General features: G+C 68.3%; 19 protein-coding genes and 1 pseudogene. 8 read left to right on the forward strand and 12 right to left on the reverse strand.

What is annotated here, in order from left to right:
* Positions 1-19: 19 nt before the first annotated feature.
* Genes OHA68_RS11340 through OHA68_RS11350 form a run of 3 tightly spaced genes read right to left on the reverse strand, consistent with a single transcriptional unit; the run spans position 20 to position 3,104 of the window.
* On the reverse strand, positions 20-853 hold the full coding sequence (locus OHA68_RS11340) for a carbohydrate ABC transporter permease (protein ID WP_327107598.1): 834 nt from the start codon (positions 851-853) through the stop codon (positions 20-22).
* Positions 850-1,773 carry a carbohydrate ABC transporter permease gene (locus OHA68_RS11345; protein WP_407674491.1) on the reverse strand — a complete coding sequence of 308 codons (924 nt, stop codon included), beginning with the start codon at positions 1,771-1,773 and terminating at the stop codon, positions 850-852. Before OHA68_RS11345 ends, OHA68_RS11340 begins: the two co-directional genes overlap by 4 nt.
* On the reverse strand, positions 1,773-3,104 hold the full coding sequence (locus OHA68_RS11350; RefSeq protein WP_327107600.1) for an extracellular solute-binding protein: 1,332 nt from the start codon (positions 3,102-3,104) through the stop codon (positions 1,773-1,775). Before OHA68_RS11350 ends, OHA68_RS11345 begins: the two co-directional genes overlap by 1 nt.
* Positions 3,105-3,318: 214 nt before the next feature.
* Between OHA68_RS11350 and arfA the strand changes: the two genes are divergently transcribed.
* The gene (arfA, locus tag OHA68_RS11355) at positions 3,319-4,800 is read left to right on the forward strand and encodes an arabinosylfuranosidase ArfA (protein WP_327107601.1); all 1,482 of its coding nucleotides are present in this window, start codon (positions 3,319-3,321) and stop codon (positions 4,798-4,800) included.
* Positions 4,801-4,872: 72 nt separating this feature from the next.
* Here the strand turns inward: arfA and OHA68_RS11360 are convergent, their stop codons facing one another.
* Both OHA68_RS11360 and OHA68_RS11365 read right to left on the reverse strand, forming a co-directional pair.
* A complete protein-coding gene (locus OHA68_RS11360) occupies positions 4,873-5,607 on the reverse strand; it encodes a hypothetical protein (RefSeq protein ID WP_327107602.1) in 735 nt (244 codons plus the stop codon).
* Between the two features lie 226 nt (positions 5,608-5,833).
* On the reverse strand, positions 5,834-6,865 hold the full coding sequence (locus OHA68_RS11365) for a LacI family DNA-binding transcriptional regulator (protein ID WP_456094124.1): 1,032 nt from the start codon (positions 6,863-6,865) through the stop codon (positions 5,834-5,836).
* Positions 6,866-6,986: 121 nt separating this feature from the next.
* On the opposite strand from OHA68_RS11365, the gene OHA68_RS11370 reads away from it, so the two are divergent.
* The gene (locus OHA68_RS11370) at positions 6,987-8,405 is read left to right on the forward strand and encodes a pyridoxal phosphate-dependent decarboxylase family protein (RefSeq protein ID WP_327107603.1); all 1,419 of its coding nucleotides are present in this window, start codon (positions 6,987-6,989) and stop codon (positions 8,403-8,405) included.
* A 135-nt stretch (positions 8,406-8,540) separates the two neighbouring features.
* On the opposite strand, the gene OHA68_RS11375 is transcribed toward OHA68_RS11370, so the two are convergent.
* On the reverse strand, positions 8,541-9,293 hold the full coding sequence (locus OHA68_RS11375; protein ID WP_327107604.1) for an SDR family NAD(P)-dependent oxidoreductase: 753 nt from the start codon (positions 9,291-9,293) through the stop codon (positions 8,541-8,543).
* Positions 9,294-9,404: 111 nt separating this feature from the next.
* Between OHA68_RS11375 and OHA68_RS11380 the strand changes: the two genes are divergently transcribed.
* A complete protein-coding gene (locus tag OHA68_RS11380; protein ID WP_327107605.1) occupies positions 9,405-10,334 on the forward strand; it encodes an AraC family transcriptional regulator in 930 nt (309 codons plus the stop codon).
* A 189-nt stretch (positions 10,335-10,523) separates the two neighbouring features.
* On the forward strand, positions 10,524-11,006 hold the full coding sequence (locus OHA68_RS11385; protein ID WP_327107606.1) for a DUF5946 family protein: 483 nt from the start codon (positions 10,524-10,526) through the stop codon (positions 11,004-11,006).
* Between the two features lie 98 nt (positions 11,007-11,104).
* Here OHA68_RS11385 and OHA68_RS11390 read toward each other — a convergent pair whose 3' ends face one another.
* Positions 11,105-12,049, reverse strand: coding sequence for a C45 family peptidase (locus OHA68_RS11390; protein ID WP_327107607.1), 945 nt, complete (start codon positions 12,047-12,049; stop codon positions 11,105-11,107).
* 123 nt (positions 12,050-12,172) lie between these two features.
* Complete coding sequence (locus OHA68_RS11395; RefSeq protein ID WP_189137897.1) at positions 12,173-12,907, reverse strand: TetR/AcrR family transcriptional regulator; 735 nt, start codon at positions 12,905-12,907, stop codon at positions 12,173-12,175.
* Positions 12,908-13,004: 97 nt separating this feature from the next.
* Here OHA68_RS11395 and OHA68_RS11400 point away from each other — a divergent pair, with 97 nt between their 5' ends.
* A complete protein-coding gene (locus OHA68_RS11400) occupies positions 13,005-13,697 on the forward strand; it encodes a GNAT family N-acetyltransferase (RefSeq protein WP_327107608.1) in 693 nt (230 codons plus the stop codon).
* A gap of 275 nt (positions 13,698-13,972) precedes the next feature.
* Here the strand turns inward: OHA68_RS11400 and OHA68_RS11405 are convergent, their stop codons facing one another.
* Complete coding sequence (locus OHA68_RS11405) at positions 13,973-14,416, reverse strand: ASCH domain-containing protein (RefSeq protein ID WP_327107609.1); 444 nt, start codon at positions 14,414-14,416, stop codon at positions 13,973-13,975.
* 244 nt (positions 14,417-14,660) lie between these two features.
* The gene (locus OHA68_RS11410) at positions 14,661-15,110 is read right to left on the reverse strand and encodes an ATP-binding protein (protein WP_327107610.1); all 450 of its coding nucleotides are present in this window, start codon (positions 15,108-15,110) and stop codon (positions 14,661-14,663) included.
* A gap of 513 nt (positions 15,111-15,623) precedes the next feature.
* Here OHA68_RS11410 and OHA68_RS11415 point away from each other — a divergent pair.
* Both OHA68_RS11415 and OHA68_RS11420 read left to right on the forward strand, forming a co-directional pair.
* Positions 15,624-16,469 carry a helix-turn-helix domain-containing protein gene (locus tag OHA68_RS11415; RefSeq protein ID WP_327107611.1) on the forward strand — a complete coding sequence of 282 codons (846 nt, stop codon included), beginning with the start codon at positions 15,624-15,626 and terminating at the stop codon, positions 16,467-16,469.
* 17 nt (positions 16,470-16,486) lie between these two features.
* Positions 16,487-16,696 carry a DUF397 domain-containing protein gene (locus OHA68_RS11420; RefSeq protein ID WP_327107612.1) on the forward strand — a complete coding sequence of 70 codons (210 nt, stop codon included), beginning with the start codon at positions 16,487-16,489 and terminating at the stop codon, positions 16,694-16,696.
* A gap of 138 nt (positions 16,697-16,834) precedes the next feature.
* On the opposite strand, the gene OHA68_RS11425 is transcribed toward OHA68_RS11420, so the two are convergent.
* Positions 16,835-18,007 (reverse strand): type I restriction enzyme subunit R domain-containing protein, encoded by a 1,173-nt coding sequence (locus OHA68_RS11425; protein ID WP_327109641.1) that lies wholly within the window; start codon positions 18,005-18,007, stop codon positions 16,835-16,837.
* A 9-nt stretch (positions 18,008-18,016) separates the two neighbouring features.
* On the opposite strand from OHA68_RS11425, the pseudogene OHA68_RS11430 reads away from it, so the two are divergent.
* A pseudogene (locus tag OHA68_RS11430) lies at positions 18,017-18,148 on the forward strand (IS5/IS1182 family transposase); the annotation flags it as partial.
* A 553-nt stretch (positions 18,149-18,701) separates the two neighbouring features.
* Here OHA68_RS11430 and OHA68_RS11435 read toward each other — a convergent pair.
* The gene (locus tag OHA68_RS11435) at positions 18,702-21,080 is read right to left on the reverse strand and encodes a glycosyl hydrolase 2 galactose-binding domain-containing protein (RefSeq protein WP_327107613.1); all 2,379 of its coding nucleotides are present in this window, start codon (positions 21,078-21,080) and stop codon (positions 18,702-18,704) included.

Here is a 21,080-nt window from a genome sequence, read left to right on the forward strand (position 1 = left end):
AAATCGCAATAACGCTGTGTCACTGGCCGGCGAGGCCGGTGTGGGCGACTCCTCGGATTATTTGGCGTTGGAAGAGGACGAAGACCACCAGGAGGGGGAGGCCGGCGAGCATCACCGAGGCCATGATCTGGGCGTAGCGCAGGCCGAAGGTGCCCTGGACGACGTTGGCCAGGCCTACCGGCAGGGTCATCGTGTTCGGGTCGGTGGAGACCAGGAAGGGCCAGAGGAAGTTGTTCCAGGTGGTGATGAAGGTGAAGATCGACACCGCTGCCAGCACCGGGCGGGACAGCGGCAGGACGATGGTGAAGAACACCCGCCAGCGGCCCGCCCCGTCCACGAACGCCGCCTGCTCCAGCTCCGGCGGCACGTCCTGGAAGAACTTGTACAGGATGAAGACGATCAGCGGCGCCGCCACCTGCGGCAGGATGATCGCCCACCAAGTGTCGACCAGCCCGAGCGCCACCATCTGGGCGAACAGCGGGGCGATCAGCACGTGCGGCGGCACCATGATGCCGGCCAGGATCAGGCCCAGCAGCGCCCGCTGCCCTCTGAACTGGGTGCGCGCGAAGCCGTACGCCGCCATCGCCGAGAACAGCACGGTCAGGAAGGTGACGATGACGGCGGTGACCACCGAGTTGATCGCCCACTTGACGATGCCGCCGGTGCCCAGGACCAGCGCGTAGGCGTCGAAGGTGAGCTCGCTGCCGAACCACTGCAACGGGATGACGGTGGTCTCGTCCTCCGGCTTGAGCGACGTCGCCAGTCCCCACGCGATGGGCGCGAGCCAGACGGCGGCCAGGATGACCGCGATGACCAGCAGGACGAGCTGGCTCGGGCTGAACCTCTTGGTCATGACGAGGCCTCCTCGCGCTTGCGGAACATCCGGAGCTGCACCAGGGAAACGACAACGATCAGAACGAAGAGGATGTACGAGACGGCCGACGCGTATCCGATGCGGTAGCTGGTGAAGCCCATGTCGTAGGCGTACTCGATGATCGGCCGGGTGGCGTCCTCGGGCCCGCCGCCGGTCATCAGGTAGATCTGGTCGAAGACCTTGAGCGAGGCCAGGAGTTGCAGGATCACGATGAGCGCGGTCGTACGGCTCAGCATCGGCAGGGTGATGGCGCGGAGCTTGTCCCAGGCGGAGGCCCCGTCGATGGCGGCGGCCTCGTACAGGTGCTGCGGGATGGACTGCAGGGCGGCCAGGTAGAGCAGGAAGTTGAAGCCGACCGTCCACCACACGGTGGTCAGCACCATCGACCACATGGCCAGCCCGGGGTCGCCCAGCCACAGGATGTCGGTGCCCAGGGAGCCGTTCAGCAGGCCGAAGTCGGGCGGGTAGATCATCCGCAGCCACAGGATCGACACCACGGCCGACGGCAGCAGGAACGGCCCGAAGAACGACAGCCGCCACAGCCACTGCATGAACCGCAGGTTGTGCACCAGCAGCGCGAACAGCAGGCCGAGGAGCACCAGCGGGACCGTGCTGAGCGCGGTGAAGACGACGGTGTTCCACAACGAGCGCCACATGCGGGGATCGCCGAACGCCTCGGCGTAGTTGGCGAACCCGACGAGGCGGTCGTTGCTGCCCGCGATGTTCACGCTGGACAGGCTCATCCGCAGGCCGAGCAGGGTCGGCCAGACCAGGAAGGCCAGGTAGACCAGCAGGAAGGGCGCGACGAACAGCAGCCCGTGCTGGGTCCAGCTCCGGCGCACCTTGGCCTCGGCGAGCGGCGCGCTGCCGGTGGTGGGCGCGGCGACGGTGGTCGTCATCATCGCTCCTCGGCGGGGAAGGGGATCGGGGCGGCCATCAGCCGGGCCAGCGCGGCCTTGGCCAGGGCCAGTCCCTCCTCGGGAGTGCGCTCCCCGCTGACGACCGGCGAGAACGCCCCGCCGAAGTCGATCCACAGCCGGGAGGCCGAGCCCGCGTACCAGACCTGCGGGTCGAGGGCGACGTCAGTGATCACCGAGCGGTACTCCGACTGCGGCTGCAGCGCCAGGTAGTCGGGCTCCTCCAGCGTGGGCAGGTAGGCGGGCACATGCCCGGCCACGGCCCAGTCGGCGCTGTTCTTGACCAGGTAGGCGATGAACCGGTAGGTCGCCCGTTCCACCTCCGGGTCGCGGTCCCGCTGGTGCGGCAGGACGAACACGTGGCAGTCGGCCTGCGCGGCGCCGCTGCCGAAGACGCTGGGGAAGCGGGTCATGCTGAACGGCGTCCCGCGCTCCTTGAGACCGGTGGTCTCCCAGTCGCCGTTCCACATGAAGGCCGCCTGACCGTTCGTGAACTGGGCGACGGACGCGCTGTAGTCGGTCCGCGGGTCGCAGAGTCCTTCCTCGCCGAGCTGCCGCATGAACCGCAGCGCCTGGAGCGCCTTGGCGTCGTCGATGGTGATCCGCGTGCCGTCGTCGGAGACCAGGGTGCCGCCGCTCTGCGGGTAGAGCGACCACCACACCCGCCAGGGCCCGACGGTGCCGAGGCCGAGCACGTCAACGGCCAGGGGCGGCGCGCCGCCGAGCGCCTCCTTGGCCTTGCGCAGCGCGGCCAGCAGCTCGTCCGGGCCGTTGGTCGGCCGCAGCTTGCCGTCCGGGCCGAGCAGGCCGGCCCGCCCGCAGACGTCGGTGTTGTAGTACTGCACCATGGGGTGGGCGTCGAACGGCACCGCGTACAGGGTGCCGTCGTAGTGGGCGCGTTCCCAGATGGGCGGGCTGAAGTCGGCCGGTCGAAGGCCGTTCTCGGCGAGCAGGTCCATGTTGATCGGGTCGAGGATCTGGCCGGGGCCGATGCCCGCCAGCCGCGCCAGGTGGAAGGTCGCCAGGTCGGGCGACCTTCCACCTGCCCCCGCCATGGCGATCTTGGTGTAGTAGGCCTCGCCCCAGGCGAGCACGTTCTCCTCAACGAAGATGCCGGCGTTCTCCTGGGCGAACGCGCCGACCATCTGGTTCATGATGATGCCGTCGCTCGCGCCGAGGAAGTGCCAGTACTTGACGCGGGTCTGGGCGGAGCCGAGGCCGACCGGGAGGGCGCAGCCCGCGGCGGCGGCGCCGAGGAGGGCGAGGCCGCCGCCGAGCAGGTGCCGGCGGGCGATGGCGGGGGGACCGGGCACGGGGAGCCTCTTCCTAAATGTTCTCGCTAACATTCGAAGGGATTCGGCAAGGTGGAGCTGAGCGTCCGTGGTGCGCTCACTTCGGAATTACCCGAGTGTTAGCGGTAACAGACACCCTGTCAAGGGCCCACCGGCAAGCGCTTGCCGTCCTTGACCCACGCTGGTGATAGCGCCAACAATCGAGGTCATTCGACTGTGCACCCAGGGAGTCGCCGTGCAGCAGGCCCACCTGACGATCGACCCCGCGTTCCGGGTCTCCCCCGTGCGTCGCCGCACCTTCGGCGGCTTCGTCGAACACCTGGGCCGATGCGTCTACACGGGCATCTACGAGCCCGGCCACCCCACCGCCGACGCGGACGGCTTCCGGCGCGACGTCCTCGACCTCACCCGCGAGCTGGGCGTCTCCACCATCCGCTACCCGGGCGGCAACTTCGTCTCCGGCTACCGCTGGGAGGACGGCATCGGGCCCAAGCAGGACCGCCCCCGGCGGCTCGACCTCGCCTGGCACAGCACGGAGACGAACGAGGTCGGCGTCGACGAGTTCGTCCTGTGGTGCCGCAAGGCCGGCGTGGAGCCGATGATGGCCGTCAACCTCGGCACCCGGGGCATCCCCGAGGCGCTCGACCTGCTCGAATACTGCAACCACCCGTCCGGCACGACGCTGTCGGACCTGCGGGTCGCCCACGGCGCCAAGGAGCCGCACGACATCCGGATGTGGTGCCTGGGCAATGAGCTGGACGGCCCCTGGCAGACCGGGCACAAGACCGCCCGCGAGTACGGCCGGCTCGCCGCCGAGACGGCCCGCGCCATGCGCATGATCGACCCCGGCCTGGAGCTCGTCGCCTGCGGCAGCTCCGGCTCCGGGATGCCGACCTTCGGCGAGTGGGAGGCGACCGTGCTCGAGGAGACGTACGACGTCGTGGACCTAATCTCCTGCCACGCCTACTACCAGGAGAAGGACGGCGACCTCGGCAGCTTCCTGGCCTGCTCCACCGACATGGACTACTTCATCCGCTCGGTCGTCGCCACCGCCGACCACGTCGGCGCCAAGCTCAAGTCACGCAAGCGGATCGACATCTCCTTCGACGAGTGGAACATCTGGTACCAGTCGCGCTTCCAGGCCGCCGCGCCGGGGAGCGACTGGCCGGTGGCGCCGCCGCTGCTGGAGGACCACTATCACCTGGCCGACGCGGTGGCCTTCGGCGGCCTGCTGATCAGCCTGCTGCGCAACAGCGACCGGGTGACCGCCGCCTCGCTCGCCCAGCTCGTCAACGTCATCGCCCCGATCATGACCGAGCCGGGCGGCCGGGCCTGGCGGCAGACCACCTTCCACCCGTTCGCCCAGACCTCCCGGTACGCCGCCGGCGACGTGCTCCGCGTCGAGCCGGTCTCGCCCCTGTACGACAGCGCGCAGTACGGCGAAGTGCCGTTGCTGCACGCGGTCGCCACGCGCTCGGACGAGGGGGTCACGGTCTTCGCCGTCAACAGGGCTGTGGACGGGCCGCTCTCCCTGGAACTCGACGCCCGCGGCCTGCGCATCACCTCGGCCACTACCCTCACCGACCCGGACGTCTACGCCCGCAACACCGCCGACGACCCGGACCGGGTCTCTCCCCGGCCCAACCAGAACGTGGAACAGGATCCGATGCGCGTCCTTCTGCCGCCGGTGAGCTGGAACGTCATCCACCTGTCCTGAGAGAGGCGCGGGAGGCGAAGATTCCGCTTCGTGAGCACGTCGAAGTTCTCCGCCTGCTCGGCTCCACTCGGGTCAGCCCAGCTGCTGGGCGTTCAGGCCGGTGAGGCGTTCGTAGGCAGGGCTTTGGTCGGGGTAGACGACCTGGATGTCGATGAGCAGGGCCGTCCCGGGATCGACGCTGTGCCCGCCCCCATGGGGAGAGCCGAGCAGGACGGCGCCGTCGGTGCCGTCGCGGAGGATTTCGCCCCAGAAGGTGTCGATGAAGGTCTTGGACAGTGAGCTTTCCTCCGGCAGGCCACCGAAGCCCACGGCCCATTTCATGACGCGGGTGTCTTCGGCGTGCATCGTGAGCCGGTAGGAGTAGAGGTGCCCCGGGCCTTCCGCCCAGTGGCCCCGCAGTTCCTGATCGACGCGCAGATTCCCGACGAAGCGGGCTGCGAGCGCGGACTGGGCCTGGTCGTTCCAGGAGCCGTTCGGGCTCCCGGCCATGGGGATGTCCGACAGCCTCGCGATCGAGACCCCACGCTCCACCGGTAGCGAGTGTCCCTGCTGGTCGGCGGCCGAGAAGAGCGCGTTGTCCTCGACCGTGTTGTTGACGACGGCGCTCACCCCGTCGCCGCTGTGGTCGAAGCCGTACGCGGAGAAGTCGTTGACGTGCGCGCCCGTCGGGATGGCCAGGATCTTGTCGCCACGCCCCGGGGTCTGACCCGCGTTGAAGTCATTGGCCCGGTAGAGACAGAAGTTCCCCTCAGGGCACGCCCCGGCCCCCTGGCCGTAGATCAGCTTCGGTTCCGTGTTGTCGCTCATTGCGCTCCCCTACCGTTATCGGCTGACGCGGCATCCCCGGAAGGGGTTGAACCGCGCCGGGCGGGCGGCGTAACCGGCCCGCCGGCCGTGATGTCCTGTAGGGATCGTCTATCTGGTGAGCTGCTTCTACCAGCGGAAACGCTGCCTCGCACCGTAATGAGGATCATCTTTTGGGCTGCCGTGGATCGTTGCGCGAGAGCGTGTCACGACCTTGCCCCGTCGAGGATCAGGCGGGAGCGGGGCCGGTGCTCTCTCGTACGACCAGCTGGGGTTCGACCAGGCGGCGGGCCGGCTCGGTGTGGCCCGCCATCCGGTCCAGCAGCAGGCGGAAGGCGTGCCTGCCGACCTCGCCGAACTCCTGCCGTACCGTGGTCAGCGGCGGCGAGAAGTAACCCGCCTCCGGCACGTCGTCGAAGCCGACCACGCTCACGTCCTCCGGCACCCGCCGGCCGGCCTCGCGCAGCGCCCGCAGCATGCCGAGCGCCATCTGGTCGTTGCCCACGAACACCGCCGTCACCGACGGGTCGGCCGCCAGCCGTCTGCCCAGCTCGTAGCCGGAGCGCGGGCTCCAGTCGCCGCGCAGCGGCTCGGGCACCGGCCTGCCCTCCGCCTCCAGGACGCCGCGCCAGCCGTCGATCCGGTAGTTGGCGTCCAGCCAGTCGACCGGCCCGCCCAGGTGCCACACCGTCCGGTGGCCGAGGCTGAGCAGGTGCCGGGTCGCGCGGGCGGCGCCGGCCCGCTGGTCCACGGTCACCACCGGAACCGGGATGTCCTCCCCCGCGTCCACCGCGACCACGGGCAGATCGGGCGGCAGGTGGCGCAGCCCGTCGGCGGCCGACTCGTGCGGCGCAAGGATGATCACCCCGTCGACCGACTGGGCGCGCAGCCGGCGCACGGCCTCCTGGATGGACCGGCGGCTGAGCATGCCGAGGCTGGCGATGCTCACGCTGTAGCCGCTGAGCCTGGCCGCCTGCTCGATGCAGTAGAGGGTGGAGGCGGGACCGTACAGGGTGGTGTCGATGCTGACCACGCCGAGGACGCCGGAGCGGCCGGTGACGAGCTGGCGGGCGGCCAGGTTGGGCCAGTAGTCCAGCTCGCGGACGGCGGCGAGGACGCGGTCGCGCGTCTCCGCCCGCACCCGGTCGGGCGCGTTGAGCACCCGGGAGACCGTCATCGCCGAGACCCCGGCGAGCGCGGCGACATCGCCGAGCACCGCGGGCTTGGTGCGCGGGGCGCCCTCATCCGACCTCATGGTCATGCGATAACGCTAACAGCCCGATTGACCGGGCGGCTTCGGTCGGTCTACGTTCTCGGGAGCACCCGAGCGGCTTCGGTCGGTCTACGTTCTCGGGAGCACGCGGGCGGCCGAAGGAGAGCACGTGAACCTGCCCGAGACCGGGAGAACGGCGGAGGACCTGCTGGCCGAGCTGGCCAGGTTCAAGGAGCACGACCTGCCCGTGCGCGGCGGCCAGGTGACGTCCTACGTGTACGACACCGGGCGGCCCGAGGTGCACGAGGCGGCGGCCCGCGCCTACTTCGAGATGCTGGAGGTCAACAGCCTCGACCCGACCGCCTTCCCGAGCGTGGTGGAGATGGAGAAGCAGGTCGTCGGCGCGGTCGCGGACCTGCTCGGCGGCGGCCACGGCATCTTCACCAGCGGCGGCACCGAGTCGATCATGCTGGCGGTGAAGGCGGCCCGCGACGAGGCGGGCCTCGACCGGCCCAACCTGGTGCTGCCCGTCACCGCGCACCCCGCCTTCCACAAGGCGGCCCACTACCTGGGCGTCGAGGTCAGGCAGGTGCCGGTGGACCTGGCGACGTACCAGGTGTCCGCGCGGGCCGTGGCGGAGGTGATCGACGCTGACACGGTGCTGGTCGTGGTGTCCGCGCCGTCCTACCCGCAGGGCGCGATCGACCCGGTCGAGGAGGTCGCCGCGGTGGCCGCCGCGGCGGGCGTGCGCTGCCATGTGGACGCGTGCGTGGGCGGCTGGCTGCTGCCGTGGCTGCGGGAGGCGGGCGCGGAGGTGCCGCCGTTCGACCTGTCGGTGCCGGGTGTCACCTCGCTCTCCTGCGACCTGCACAAGTTCGGGTACGCGCCGAAGGGGGCCTCGGTGGTGCTGTTCGCCGATCCGGGGACACGGCGCAGGGCCTACTTCGCCTCGGCCGCCTGGCCCGGCTACACGATCATCAATGCCACCGTGCAGAGCTCCAGGTCGGCGGGTTCGCTTGGCGGCGCCTGGGCCACCCTGCAGTCCCTCGGCCGGCAGGGCTACCTGGAGCTGGGCCGGGCCACGCTGGAGGCGGAGACCCGGCTGCGCAAGGGCATCGCCGCGATCGACGGCCTGCGCGTGCTGGGCGAGCCGGAGTCCACGCTGGTCGCCTTCGCCGGTGACGACGTGGACGTGTTCACGCTGGCCGACGAGGCGCGGGCGCGCGGCTGGTTCCTGCAACCGCAGCTCTCGTACGCGGGCATCCCCGCCAACCTGCACATCACCGTGACCGGGGTGACGCTGGCCGGGGTGGAGTCGATGCTGTCGGTGATCGCCGAGTCGGCTGAGGCGGCCCGGCGGCTGGGTCCCCCGGCCGTGCCCGACGGGCTGGTGGAGCTGATCACCGAGCTGGACCTCGACGCGCTGGACGACGCGACCTTCGCCGAGCTGGCCGCCTCGGTGGGGGTGGACCTGCGGCCGGGTGCGGGGCAGCCCCGGATGGCCGTGGTCAACGCCGTGCTGGACGCGCTTCCGGCGGAACTCAGGGAGGCGATCCTGGTGCGCTTCCTGTCGGTGATCTACGGGTAGCACCGTTCGCGCTCGTGCTCCCGTTACCCACACCCTCTCCTCGCTGCTTGGCCGGCCGCTGCTACCCGCTCGCGGCCCTGCTGGTGGTCGTGCGGCATGGAACCTGGAACGCTCCAGCTGCCATGCGGTGCCTGCTCAGATCTGGTTCGTGCCACCGTCGACGTAGATGTTCGAGCCGACGACATAGCTGCTCTGTTCCGAGGCCAGGAAGGCTACGACTGCCGCGGCCTCCTCAGGCTGACCCATGCGGCCCTTGGCCACGGTCGCGGCGACATTCTCCTTGACGGCCCGGGCGGTCTCCTCGTCGCCGAAAGCGGCGGTGCCCCCGGGAGTCTCGATCCATGCCGGCGAGACCACGTTGACCCGGATGCCACGGTCCTTGAGCTCGTTGGACCACGTCCGCGCGAAGGACCGGACGGCCGCCTTCGACGCCGCGTACGCGCCGAACGCCTCTACTCCACGGTCGCCGGCCGTCGAACCGACCAGGACGATCGAGGCTTCGTCGTTGAGCAACGGCAACGCCTTCTGCACGGTGAACAGCGTGCCTCGGACGTTGACCGCGAAGGTCTGGTCGAAGTGCTCCTCGGTGGTCTGTTCCAGCGTCACGAACGCACCGACCGCCGCGTTCGCCACGAGCACGTCCAAACCCTTGCCTCGCGCCCGGACCGCCTCGTAGAGCCGGTCCAGATCCTCCGGCTTCGAGATGTCGCCGACGACCGCGGTGGCCCGGTCTGCTCCGATGGTCTTGGCGGCGGCCTCCAGTTCGGACTCGCGTCGGCCGGTGACGAACACGTACGCGCCCTCGTCCGCCAGCCGTACGGCGGTGGCCAGACCGATACCGGTGCTGCCCCCGGTCACCACCGACGTCTTGCCTTCCAGCTGTCCCATGTGGGTGTCTCCATCACTCTCGATACCGATCCGTTCGACATCGATACTGCGGGACATCGGGGATACTATCCATGATGCAGAGTCCGGATTTCTTTACGTATCGTCCAGGAGGTGTCGTCGGTGCTGGGATTTCGGGATCCAGTGGCTGACGCGATCGGCCTGCTCCGGCCCCACACGGTGGTCGGGCCCAATCTCCGGGCCACGGGAGAGTGGGCTTTGCGCTTCGACACGTTCTTGCACGTGCGGGTCGGGGGCCTCGTGCGCGGCACGTGCTGGTTGATCCTCGAAGGCCACGAGCCGGTGCTCCTGCAGGAGGGTGACACCTTCATGCTGGGCAACCCGCCGCCTTACGTGCTGGCCAGCACGCTCGACGCGAGCCCGCGCCCTGCGGAGCCGGTGTGGGCGGGTGCCGAAGACGGGTTCGTGCGGATCGGCCCGGAGGCCGAAGAGGACCTCTACCTCTGCGTCGGGCACATCGCGTTCGACGACAGGAACGCGGCCCTCCTGACCGATCTTCTGCCGCCGCTCGTGATCGTCCGCGTGGCCGATCCTCATGGCAGGCGGCTCGCGCAGCTGATCGATCTCCTGGCCACCGAGGTCGGGGTCGCCGCCGCCGGCGGCCCGCTGGTGCAGAACCACCTCGCACAGATCCTGCTCGTGCACATGCTGCGTGCTCACGCCGGTCAGACAGACCGGCCCACCGGCTGGCTGGGCGCCCTGAACGAGGACGGCATCGGCGCCGCCCTGCGTGCCGTGCACGCGGACATGGCCCACTCCTGGAGCCTCAAGGAGCTCGCGGAGATCAGCCACATGTCGCGTTCCGCGTTCGCCCAGGCCTTCAAGAGCCACGTCGGGGTTCCGCCGTTGGAGTACCTGATCCAATGGCGCATGAGCCTCGCGCGCGACGCCCTCGCCCGCGACACGCTGTCGATCTCCGAGCTCGCACGGGCCACGGGCTACCTTTCCGAGAGCGCGTTCAGCACCGCGTTCCGCCGCGTGGTCGGCTCATCGCCCGCACAGTTCCGGAACCAGGCACGGTAGCCACCGCGCCCGGCCGCGAACAGAAGCTGATCGAATCCCGCTGTCACGGCTGGCGTTGATCCCCCCGGACAAGGGCGCCTCACGATTTTTCGATAGAGATCGCCATACGGCCGTTGAGCCCGCTAGGGGCACTCCGATAGCGCGAAATGCCGTCGACAACGCGGTTACCCGCTGCCTATGTTGCGGACCATGACAGAAAGCGTGGAGCAGTGCGACTGCGGTGCGACGGCCGGTCCCCTCGGACTGTGCGCGGACTACTACCACCGCATCCTGACCGAGGAGCAGACCGACCCGCAGATGTACAGGTGGCACGCCCCTGTGGTCTGCGCCTATCTCCTGCAGCACCCTGCCGAAGCTCACGACAAGCACCTCGACGGCCAGTTCCGCTGGCTGCAGTTCTACCTGGACAAGGGCATGGACGCGATGATCCGCGTGCAGCGCCATCAGGTGGCCCGGAACAGTCACCGCGCGCGGTCGAGCTACGACCAGGCGCCGCTGGCGCCTTACGCGCCGCTTCCGGCAGGCAAGTCCCCGGGGCCTTTCCGTGCCACGTTCAGCGGATTGCCGTTCGATGACGACAGCTTCGTCTTCGACGGACATGCGGCGTACGGGCGCCGCATCGACGCCCTGGTGGAAGCGACCCTGGAGTCCTGGGAATCCGTCCGGGCCTGAGATCGCCCTTACCCAAGCCCGGCCGCCTGTCGGCAGCGGGTGAAATCACGTTCCTGCAAGATCTTCGCGCAGGGGTGAGCAGGAGTCCGGACAGCCTCTCAGCCGGCCCGACCCAAGGTCACGGTGCGGGATCCGGGGGTGAAGTCGCCGAAGGACTGTTGCCAGGACTCACCGGGCCAGTAGTACGTCACCAGGCCCTCGGCGGGCCGGTAGTGGGCGGTGTAGAGCGTTACCGTCCCCTGCTCGTCGACGGATCGATACAGCGGCGGCTTGAGCATCGCCGCCACGTCCACGCCCGCGGCGCGGATGGCTCGCAGCCGCTCCTGCGTCCGCATGGCCCGCTCCTGCTCGTCGGTCACCGGCAGGTGCTGGTGATTGGCGGCGCAGGCGTCCGGTGCCACCGTCGGCGGCATATCCGGTCCCACGAACACCGTCATCGCCTTCTTGGGATCGACAAGGGTGAGGTTCTGGGGGACGGCGACCGGCAGGGACCGCAGCCTGTCGACCGCCTCATCGACGGTGTCGCACGTCTCCAGCAGGTAGCGCACGAGGATGAGAATGGCGAAGCCGCGTCCGTAGACGGAACGTCCGCCCCAGGTGAGCGAGACCGCGAGACCGGCGTCGTTCATCCCGTCCAGCAAGCCCCACAGCATGTCCTGCATCCCGATCACGGGGCGCAGGAAGCAGGAGGAGACGATGGTCCCCTCGCACTGATCGGGCCGTAGGTCATAGTTGCGCAGCAGAGTGCCGTTCTGGCCGATCTGGGTGCAGGCCTGGGAGAACGGCCGCAGTGCCGCGTGGGTGAGAAAGACTTCCGCCCCCGGCCGGTCGAGTTGGCCGGCCAGGCGGTCCAGAACCGGGACCAGTTCCGGCATGTGCGCACGGAACAGCGCCCGAACACGATCCGCGCCCTCCGGAGTCCGGCCCTCCTCGGTCAGCAGGCCCTCCATCTCCTGCCACAGGGCCCGGGCGTAGGCGGCCCACCGCCCGTCGCCGCCGTCGCCGACCTCGATCGCCTGGAAGGCCTTGTGCTGCTGCCGCACGGCTGCCACTCCCCCGTGAGAATCGGACAAGGCGAGGACAACCTAGCTAATTGGGCAAGTATTCACCAGGCGACCGCCATCGGCGACATGACGTGTGATCAGGCTACGACGGCCTCGTCGCAGCTACCGGGCTGAGCGGGCGATCAGCGCCTCTATGCCGTCCAGCAGGAGGTCGAGGCCGAACCGGAAGTCGGCGTCCTCCATCCAGCCGGTGGAGTCCCTGAGCAGGCCGGAGTTCATCATGGCCGACAGCGCCGGGTACGTCGCGGGGTCCAGGACCTCGGCGAGTATCTCGCCGTACTCGGTGGCTCCCTTGGCCCCGGCCGCGAACTTCTCGCCACCTGCGCCGAGCGAGTGCGTGAGTGTGGCGTTGGTGAGTGCGTAGCCGGTCAGCGCCGTGGCGGCGTTGAACTTCTCGCCGTCGTCCAGCCCGGTCCCGGACAGCGCGTCCAGGGCGCGGTCAAGCCAGAGCAGTCGCCGCGGGCCCATGGGCGGGGTGCTCTGGCGCAGGTCCAGCAGCCAGGGGCGGGACAGCAGGAGGTCGCGGTTGAGCCGGGTCCACGTGGCGAGATAGGCGCGCCAGGACAGGTTCCCGCGTTCGGGCGGTGGGGGCACGGCGCTCTCCGCCATGACGGTCAGTAGTTCGTCCTTGCTGCCGACGTACCGGTAAAGCGCCATCGGAGCGACGCCCACCTGGGCGGCGACGTTGCTCATGGAGACGGCGGCCAGCCCCTCGGTGTCGGCGATCTCGATGGCGGCCATCGTGATCGTGGCCAGGTCCAGGCGCGGCCTCGGGCCTCTGCGCGTGGTGGGTTCGCGGTCCCACATCCGCGCCACGACGGGTGGCAGCTCTGCCATCGAACGTCCTCTCGTGCGGTCGGAATCTGTGTACGTCATATAGTCTAGCTATCGTGTATGTCGTACAGAGTAGCCTGTACATAATGAGGGAGGCGTCATGGAGATCCGTACGTTCGCACCGAGCGACCGCGCCGAACTGCGCGAGCTGTTCGAGCGCGTGGGCGAGGGCGCTCCCACGGCGTCGCTGTGGGGGCACGTGGACTCGGAGGCGGCCGTCTACCTGGACCCCTACATGGAGCTGGAGCCGGACTCGCTCTTCGTCGCCGTCGCCGGGGGCGCCCTGGTGGGCTACCTGACGGGATGCCTCGATAGTGCGAAGTTCCCTGGGGAGGGCGAGCGCATGGAGAAGGCGATGCGGACCTACCGGCTGGTCTTTCGTCCCAGGCCCGCGGCCTTCTTCGCGCGCAGCCTGGCCGATCTGGCGTGGGCCGCGGTCCGCAGGGAGCCTGGCGTCGGCGAGTTCGCCGACGCCAGGTGGCCCGCGCACCTGCACATCAACGTGGCACCCGAGGCGCGAGGGACCGGCGCCGCCGACGGGCTGATGAGCCGGTGGCTTGACCGGCTCAGGAAGGCCGGATCTCCCGGCTGCCACCTGCAGACCCTGGTCGAGAACGCCCGGGCGGTGCGGTTCTTCGAGCGCATGGGCTTCGCCGAGCACGGCCCGGCACCACTGGTGCCCGGCCTCCGGCACGACGGCCGGCGGGTCCACCAGCAGACGATGGTCTGGAGCGCCGACCGCGCTGCTGAGGAGGCCGAGGCCGGAGCGCGGACGTCCGCCAAGCGTCAATGATCCCGGGCCGCACCGCCACCATCGTTGGCCGCCGCACCGGACCGTAGGGGCGGCGTGTCCGGGGACCGGCGTGCGCCCACCCACGACGAGCCAAAGCAGTGACGATCAGCGCGCCCTGGGCTGACTGCCGGGCTGGGGCTCGTCGGCGTGGACCTGCGCCCCGGCGCGGGACAGCGCATCAGGCGTCGGGAGCACACCCAGCGTGGGAAAGGCCCACGCGGTGCGCGGGCCCTGGCCTAGCCCCGAAGGGTGCGGCTCGATGACGTGGTGATCGGTCACGCAGTGGCGGATCGGAGGAGTTCGATCTCGATGGCCAGCACGCCGAGCGCCTCCTTTTCGGGGCCGTAGATGCGGCGGATGTTGGCCAGTTGCTGCTCGCGAGGGCTGTCGGGGTTGACGTTGGCGGCGCCTTCGCTGTCGAGCATGTCCTCGAACGAGGCGTACCGGCTCACCCGTTTGACGCGGGTGAGGGCGTCGTCGCGGCCGCAGACGAACCGGATGTGGTCGCCGGCCTTGAGGTTACGCAGGTTGGGGTACTGGACGCGGACCTCGATGGTTTTACGGCCGGCGGCGACCAGGTCGAAGTAGCGGCGGTAGAGGTTCATCTCGCGGGCGCGCACGCCCGGGGAACTTGCTGGGCGGGCGGTCATGATGCGGTCGAGCTCCTGGGTGGTGTAGCTGCGATAGCAGTGGCCTCGCCGGAGAGCAGCTTCTCCCACAAGTCCCCGGCCTCCCTGTACGAGGTCGGACGGCTCTCCTTGACGACCATGACGGTCTCCGAACGGTCGGTCCGGCGTATCCAGGCGAGCCCGGCCGCAGCGCAGAGCTCGTAAACCCGCGCCCGGCACTCGCAGGTGTGCCGCAGGACCCGGACCCGGCAGAAGCGAGGCAACGGATCACGCCACTCGATCGGCTCAGCATCGAACCCACCATCAGCGGCATGCGGACCGTGAAACTCGAGAGTCACGTGAGAGCCTCTTCCGCGTCCTCGAACTCAGGCGTCGGGAGCACGCCCAGCGTGGAAACCTCGGCCCAGACCAGGTTCCACCGCTGCGGCACGGACCGGGTCCCCCAACTGATCGCGGTCTGCTCAACCAGCCACAGACCACGACCACCGCACTCCTCGGCACCGGACCGGCGAGAACGAGGAACCGTCGCCGCGCCCTGGTCGATCACCTCGATCCTGGCCAGCGCGTCGGTGACCTCGTAAACCTTCACCCTCATCAACCCGCCAGGCCGCCCCGACTCGGTGTGCAGCACGGCGTTCCCCGCCAACTCGCTCGCGACGAGCCGGACACCGTCCACATCGCGATGCCCCGCCACCATCAGGGCATCGGCCACCCAGCGGCGAACCAGGCAGACCCACGCCGCGTCCCCCGGGATCGTCAGCTCAACGAGAGCCCGCTCACTCACCGCGCCACCTCCCACACCCGCTCGTACACGCTCTCGTCCCGCACATCTACGCACCGATCACGACCCCGCCCCCACGAGAACACCCACCTCTCGCCCCGCAGAGAAGCCCGTACGAGCAACGGCCCCGACATCCGCTGCACCGCGACGCACGGCTCATCACGCCTCGGCAACTGCACCGAAACAGCCAGACCGCGCCTCGCGAGACCCCACGCGAGTTGCGTCAGGTAGTGAAACTGCTCCTGTTCACGGGTTGGTTTGGATCGTTCCAGCCCGTTTTGCCTTCGCTTTCGTCGCATCACTCGCTCCGCCTTCTCTCGGCCGTGCGGTGCTGGGGAATTCATGACAAAGGGTTCATATGCCGTTTTAGGCACTGCGCCCCTTGCCTCTTGGTACGCTCAAGCATGACCGAGCAATCGCGTACACGCAATTGCGTTCAAGCAAGTGACATAAATTGAATGCGTTTGCGCAACTTGCCGCAGATGGCGAAACTAGGTGCCAAGCACAAGGAGGGCCATGTCCACCAGCCCTACGGCGCGACGACGACGCTTGGGCCACGAGCTACGGCGCTTGAGAGAAGCGGCGCAGCTACGCGCAGATGAGGTAGCAGCCCGGCTTCACTGGTCGGCGACCAAAATGTCCCGAATTGAGACAGGGCAGGTCAGTGTCCACCACGGTGACGTCACCGATCTCCTCGATATATACGGGGTCTCGGACGAGGATCTGCGAGCAGAGCTAGGCGATATGGCACGCCAATCACGCCTAAAGGGGTGGTGGCACCGACACCGCGACACCTTCAAACGCGGCTTCGACTCGTATATTGGCCTGGAGAACGACGCCAGAGGGCTGCGTACATATCAGAGCCAAGTTGTGCCCGGACTTCTTCAAACTGAAGCTTACGCGCGCGCAGTTATCTGCGCTATCGCTGCCGGACAGACACCTGCTGATATTTTGGACAAGAAGATAGCAGTCCGCTTGAGCCGACAAGAGCTGCTCATTCGCGCAGACCCCATGACGCTGCATGTCATTCTCGATGAAGCAGTTCTGCGACGAGACGTGGGAGGTGCGGAGACCATGGCCGAACAGCGCGATGCCCTTATAACCATGGGCAAGCTACCTAACATAACGTTGCAGGTGCTCCCCTTCTCGGCGGGTGCTCACATGGCGCTTGACGGCGAGTTCAGCATCCTTGAGTTTCCTGACTCCAAAGACCCAGACGTTGTCTATCTTGAGCAGAAGACCAGCGGCCTGGTCCTGGAAGATCCGAGCGAGCTGGATTGCTACTCGATGATGTTCACACGATTGAGCGCACAGGCACTCGATCCAGATCAGTCGGCTGCCTTCATAGCATCTCTCACCTAGTCGGAGGAAGCAGCGAGATGACTGCCTTTTCGAAGCAACACATCGCATGGCGCAAGAGTAGTTACAGCACTGACGGCGGAAACTGTGTCGAAGTCGCCCCGCTAGCTAATGACCGCATCGCAATGCGAGACAGCAAGGACCCTCACGGGCCGGCGTTGGTCTTCAATCCGAGCGAGTGGAGAGCATTCGTTTCCGGAGTCAAGGGCGGCGAGTTCGACCTGGCTTGACTACGCAGTTCACCGCGGTTCCCTTATGGCTCGCCGATCCGATCGGCGAGCCATCTGCTTGGAGCAGAATTACAACCAGAAGTCTTTGTCGCATCGGCGCTCACGGAGGCAGCCCCGGAGGAACCGTGAGGGCATGCCTCAAGATCCCGAGTAAGGCTGAACTGCCTCCTTGTCGATCGCGACCTCGTAGAACGCGTCGGCGAGTGCCACGACGATCCCTTTGATCGCGGGCCCGTCGGTGAAGAAGTAGTCAGCCATGGTGTTGTGCGCCTGCTGGTTGTCGGCGACGGCCTCGGTGACGGCGGACTGGAAGTCCTGTGACTCCATGAACTGCTTCTTCGAGTTCACCCGGGTCTGCTGAACCAGGTCCGGATAGGTGAGCAGTTGCTGCACGAGCCCCTGCACGAACTCCCGGATCTGGGACTCGGCGAACGACTCGGCACCGAACAGGTCGTTCATCTTGTCGATGACGACCTGGAGCGCGACGTACTTCGGCTCCTTCTTGGCACCGGTGCCTGCCGCGCTGATCCCCTTCAGCTCGCCGTCCCCGATCAGCGAGATGTCAACCGCAGGTGCCTTGTTGTGCTTCACGCCGACCAAGACCACGTCCGAAAGGTCGACCTCGGCGCTCCACGAGAACTCGGCGATGACCTTCTCCAGAAGCCGGAGGAAGATCGAGAGCATCTCCATGTACGGGTCGCCGTAGTCGACGATCTGGCTCATGAAGTCATAGAGCCGCACGTAGGTGGAGACGTCCTTGCGGAAGAGGTCGAGCGTGTTGAGCGTGACCTTGTCCTCGGCCTCGATCGCTGCCGCGTAGCGACGCCGGAAGTCATGCTGGGCCGGGCTGATCGCCGCCGAGAGCGCGTTGTTGCCCTTGCGGGTGACCCACAGCTCGGCGACCTGACGAACCTGCTCCTCGGTGTAGATCCCCGCCTGGGCGAGCTTGTTCGCCAGGTGTATGACGACGTACGGGTTGGTCTCGGTCTCCAGGGTGGCGTTGGTGAAGTACGGCTCGAAGGCGGCCCTGATGTCGTCGGGCTTGTTGACGAAGTCGATGACGAACGTCTTTGCCTTCTTCTCCCCGCCGACGGTGCGGTGGGTGCGGTTCAGCCGGGAGAGCGTCTGCACGGCGGTGACCCCGGAGAGCTTCTTGTCGACGTACATCGCCGAGAGCAACGGCTGGTCGAAGCCGGTCTGGAACTTGTTAGCAACCAGCATGATTTTGTACGTCTCACCCTTGAACGCCGCGGCCAGGTCGGCGCCCGCTCCGGGGTTCATCTTGGCCTCAAGGTCATCTGTGGCATCCACGGCGTCTGCGAGCGCGCCAACTCCCTGCTCAAAACCACCTTCAAGGCCCTGCGCAGGGTCAGCCTCGACCCCAGCCGCATCACGAAGATCGCCGCCGCAGCCCTCGTCCTGCTCCAGCTCGAGTACGACCGCACCATCTGAACGATCACGCAACGTCATGATCTATTACTGGCAAAGACTCAGTGCCGCTACGGCGTGCCGTAGTACTCCGGAGCAGGTCAGAGGCCGCCTATCGGCAATATGGATGGCCCTGTTAGTCCTCGTACAGCTACGGAGTACAGCAGTAGGCCGCCGGACGCCTGATCGCCCAACCGCCATCGTAGGGTGGCCGTGATTACACCACTGACTTGACCAGCCTCCACCCCTCACTATCTGAGCCAACGCAGGCGTACCGGCCAGGAGTCTTCTTTTTAACCAGTTTGAGCCGATTCTCGCAAGTGGATCTTTCTTTGTGCGGGCCGCTAATCTGTACCCATGTAAATGCGCTTGCGGTGCCGGTACTGGAAAGCGACATCCCCGCCGCGAGTGCGAGAATAATCATAGATTTGCTGAATCCGCGCAGTCTCATCGGACAACCATCCAATTATTCGGAGCTGATTATGGAAATGCTAGCTCCAATTAATAGGGGCGGCTGTCAGGCGAATACCCGACAACTGCGCCTATACAGCGGCTAGTCAGCCAGTGAAGAAGTAGTTCACGATGGGTGTTCACGTGGCTCGTTGACGCAGCGCAGCACCGGATAAGAGGTCAGCGCCTCCGGGTCGAGGGGCCGGTCGGTGGTGATGTGGAAGGTTGTCTCCTCCCCCGGCAGCAGGGTGACCAGCATGGCGTCCACCGAAGCCGCCGGGTCCAGGCGGTCCGGGAACAGGGCCAGGTCGCGCAGCAGGGTGCGGGCCGTCACGGTGACGCGGTAGCCGCTCCCGGCCGGCTCGGCGCGGGCGTCGTAGTCGGCGGGGGCGAAGGCGACGGCGGTGTCCTCGGCGAAGAAGGAGACCACGCGCGCGTCCCCGAGCTGGACGGTCAGCAGTTCGGCGGCCGGGTCGTCGGGGTCGCCGACGGCGGCGGGCAGCGCCACTCTGGCCACCGACCGGGGGGCGGCCTCGACCGGGACGGACTCCTTGGCCAGCGGCCGGCCGGTGAGGCTCTGCCGGGTCAGGACCAGCTCGCCCAGCCACGGCTCGTCGCCGTCGTTGACCACGGCCACCTCCCCGCCCTGCACGGTCAGCAGCCGGTCGGCGTAGGCGTGGCGGAGCGCGTACCAGAGGGGTTTGCGTCTGCCGTCGCCGTCGACGGCGGCCCACGAGGTGACCGGCCAGCAGTCGTTGAGCTGCCAGACGATGGTCCCCATGCAGTAGGGCGCCAGCGAGCGGAACCGCGCCACGCCGAAGGCCATCGCCCTGGCCTGGTTGAGCTGGGTCAGATAGTGCCAGTCGTCGAACGTACCCGGCTGCGGCAGGTGCTCGCCGAGGCCGCGCAGCAGCTTGCCGTTGCCGTCGTCGGCCTTCTGGTGGTGCAGCACCAGCGGCGCGTCGGCGGCCAGCTCGCCGCTGACGGCGCGGCGCAGCGTGGAGTACGCGGGCGGCCCCTGGAAGCCGAACTCGGCGACGAATCGGGGCGTGTAGGCGGCGTAGTGGCCGTAGTCCTCGCGGTTCCACACGTCCCAGATGTGGATCGTGCCGCTGGCCGGATCCTGCGGCGGCTGCCCGGGGGTGGCCGAGAAGGGGCTGCCGGGGATGTACGGGCGGGTCGGGTCGAGCTCGGCCACGATCGACGGCAGCAGGTCGAAGTAGTAGCCGCCGCCCCAGCTCCGGCCGTCGAGGCGCTCCTGCCACTGCCAGTCGGCGTGGCCTTCGAGGTTCTCGTTGTTGCCGCACCACAGCATCAGGCTCGGGTGCGGGGCGAGCCGGACCACGTTCTCCCGGGCCTCGGCCACCACCTCGGCGCGGATCGGCTCCTCCTCCGGGTAGCTCGCGCACGCGAACGGGAAGTCCTGCCAGACCATCAGGCCGAGCTCGCCGGCCAGGTCGTAGAAGTCCTCGCTCTCGTACAGGCCGCCGCCCCAGACCCGCAGCAGGTTGACGCCCGCGCCGGTGGCCTGGGCGAACCGCTCGGCCAGCCGCTCCCGGGTGACCCGGGTGGGGAAGCAGTCGTCGGGGATCCAGTTCACGCCGCGCACGAACACCGGCACGCCGTTGACGACCAGCTTGAACGCCTCGCGCTCCACCTCGACCGTCCGGAAGCCGATCTTCCTTGTCCACGCCGAGTCCCCGAGGCGCACGGCCAGCTCGTAGCGGTGCTGCTCGCCGTACCCGCGAGGCCACCACAGCTGCGGGTCGGGGACGGTGAGGGACACGACCGCCTCGCGCTGCCCGGTGGCGAGCCGCACGTCGGCGGTGACGCCCGCCACCTCGGCGCGCAGGGTGAGCGGCTCCTCGGTGGCGCGCTCGACCTTGACGTGCACGTCGACGGTGCCCACGCCGTCGCCGACCCGGACCAGCGGGCGCACCTCGGCCAGCCGGGCGCCGCTCCAGCTCTCCAGGCCGATGGGCCGCCAGATGCCGGCGGTGACCAGGGCGGGCCCCCAGTCCCAGCCGAAGTTGCAGGCCATCTTGCGGATGAACGGGTACGGCGCCGCGTACGCGCCGGGCCGCTCACCCAGCACCGCGCGCTGCTCCTCGGCGTGGCCGACGGCGGAGTCGAAGGTCACGGTGAGCGTGTTGACGCCCTCGCGCAGCAGGTGCCGCACCGGGAACCGGTAGGAGCGGTGCTGGTTGGCGGTACGCGCCACCCGCACGCCGTTCAGGGTGACCGTGGCGACCGTGTCCAACCCCTCGCACACCAGGTCGGTGCGCTCGTGCTCGTCGCCGGACCAGGTGAAGGAGGTGCTGTAGGACCAGCCGGTACGGCCGATCCAGGCCAGCCGGTCCTCGTTGTCGTCCAGGTAGGGGTCATCGATGAGGCCCGCCGCCAGCAGGTCGGTGTGCACACAACCCGGCACGGTGGCTGGCGTCTCGATGTCCCGCGAGACAGCCGACAGGATCCAGCCGTCGTGCAACGGTCGGTACGAGCTCAA

It is taken from the genome of Nonomuraea glycinis (assembly GCF_035920485.1).
Lineage (GTDB): Bacteria > Actinomycetota > Actinomycetes > Streptosporangiales > Streptosporangiaceae > Nonomuraea > Nonomuraea glycinis.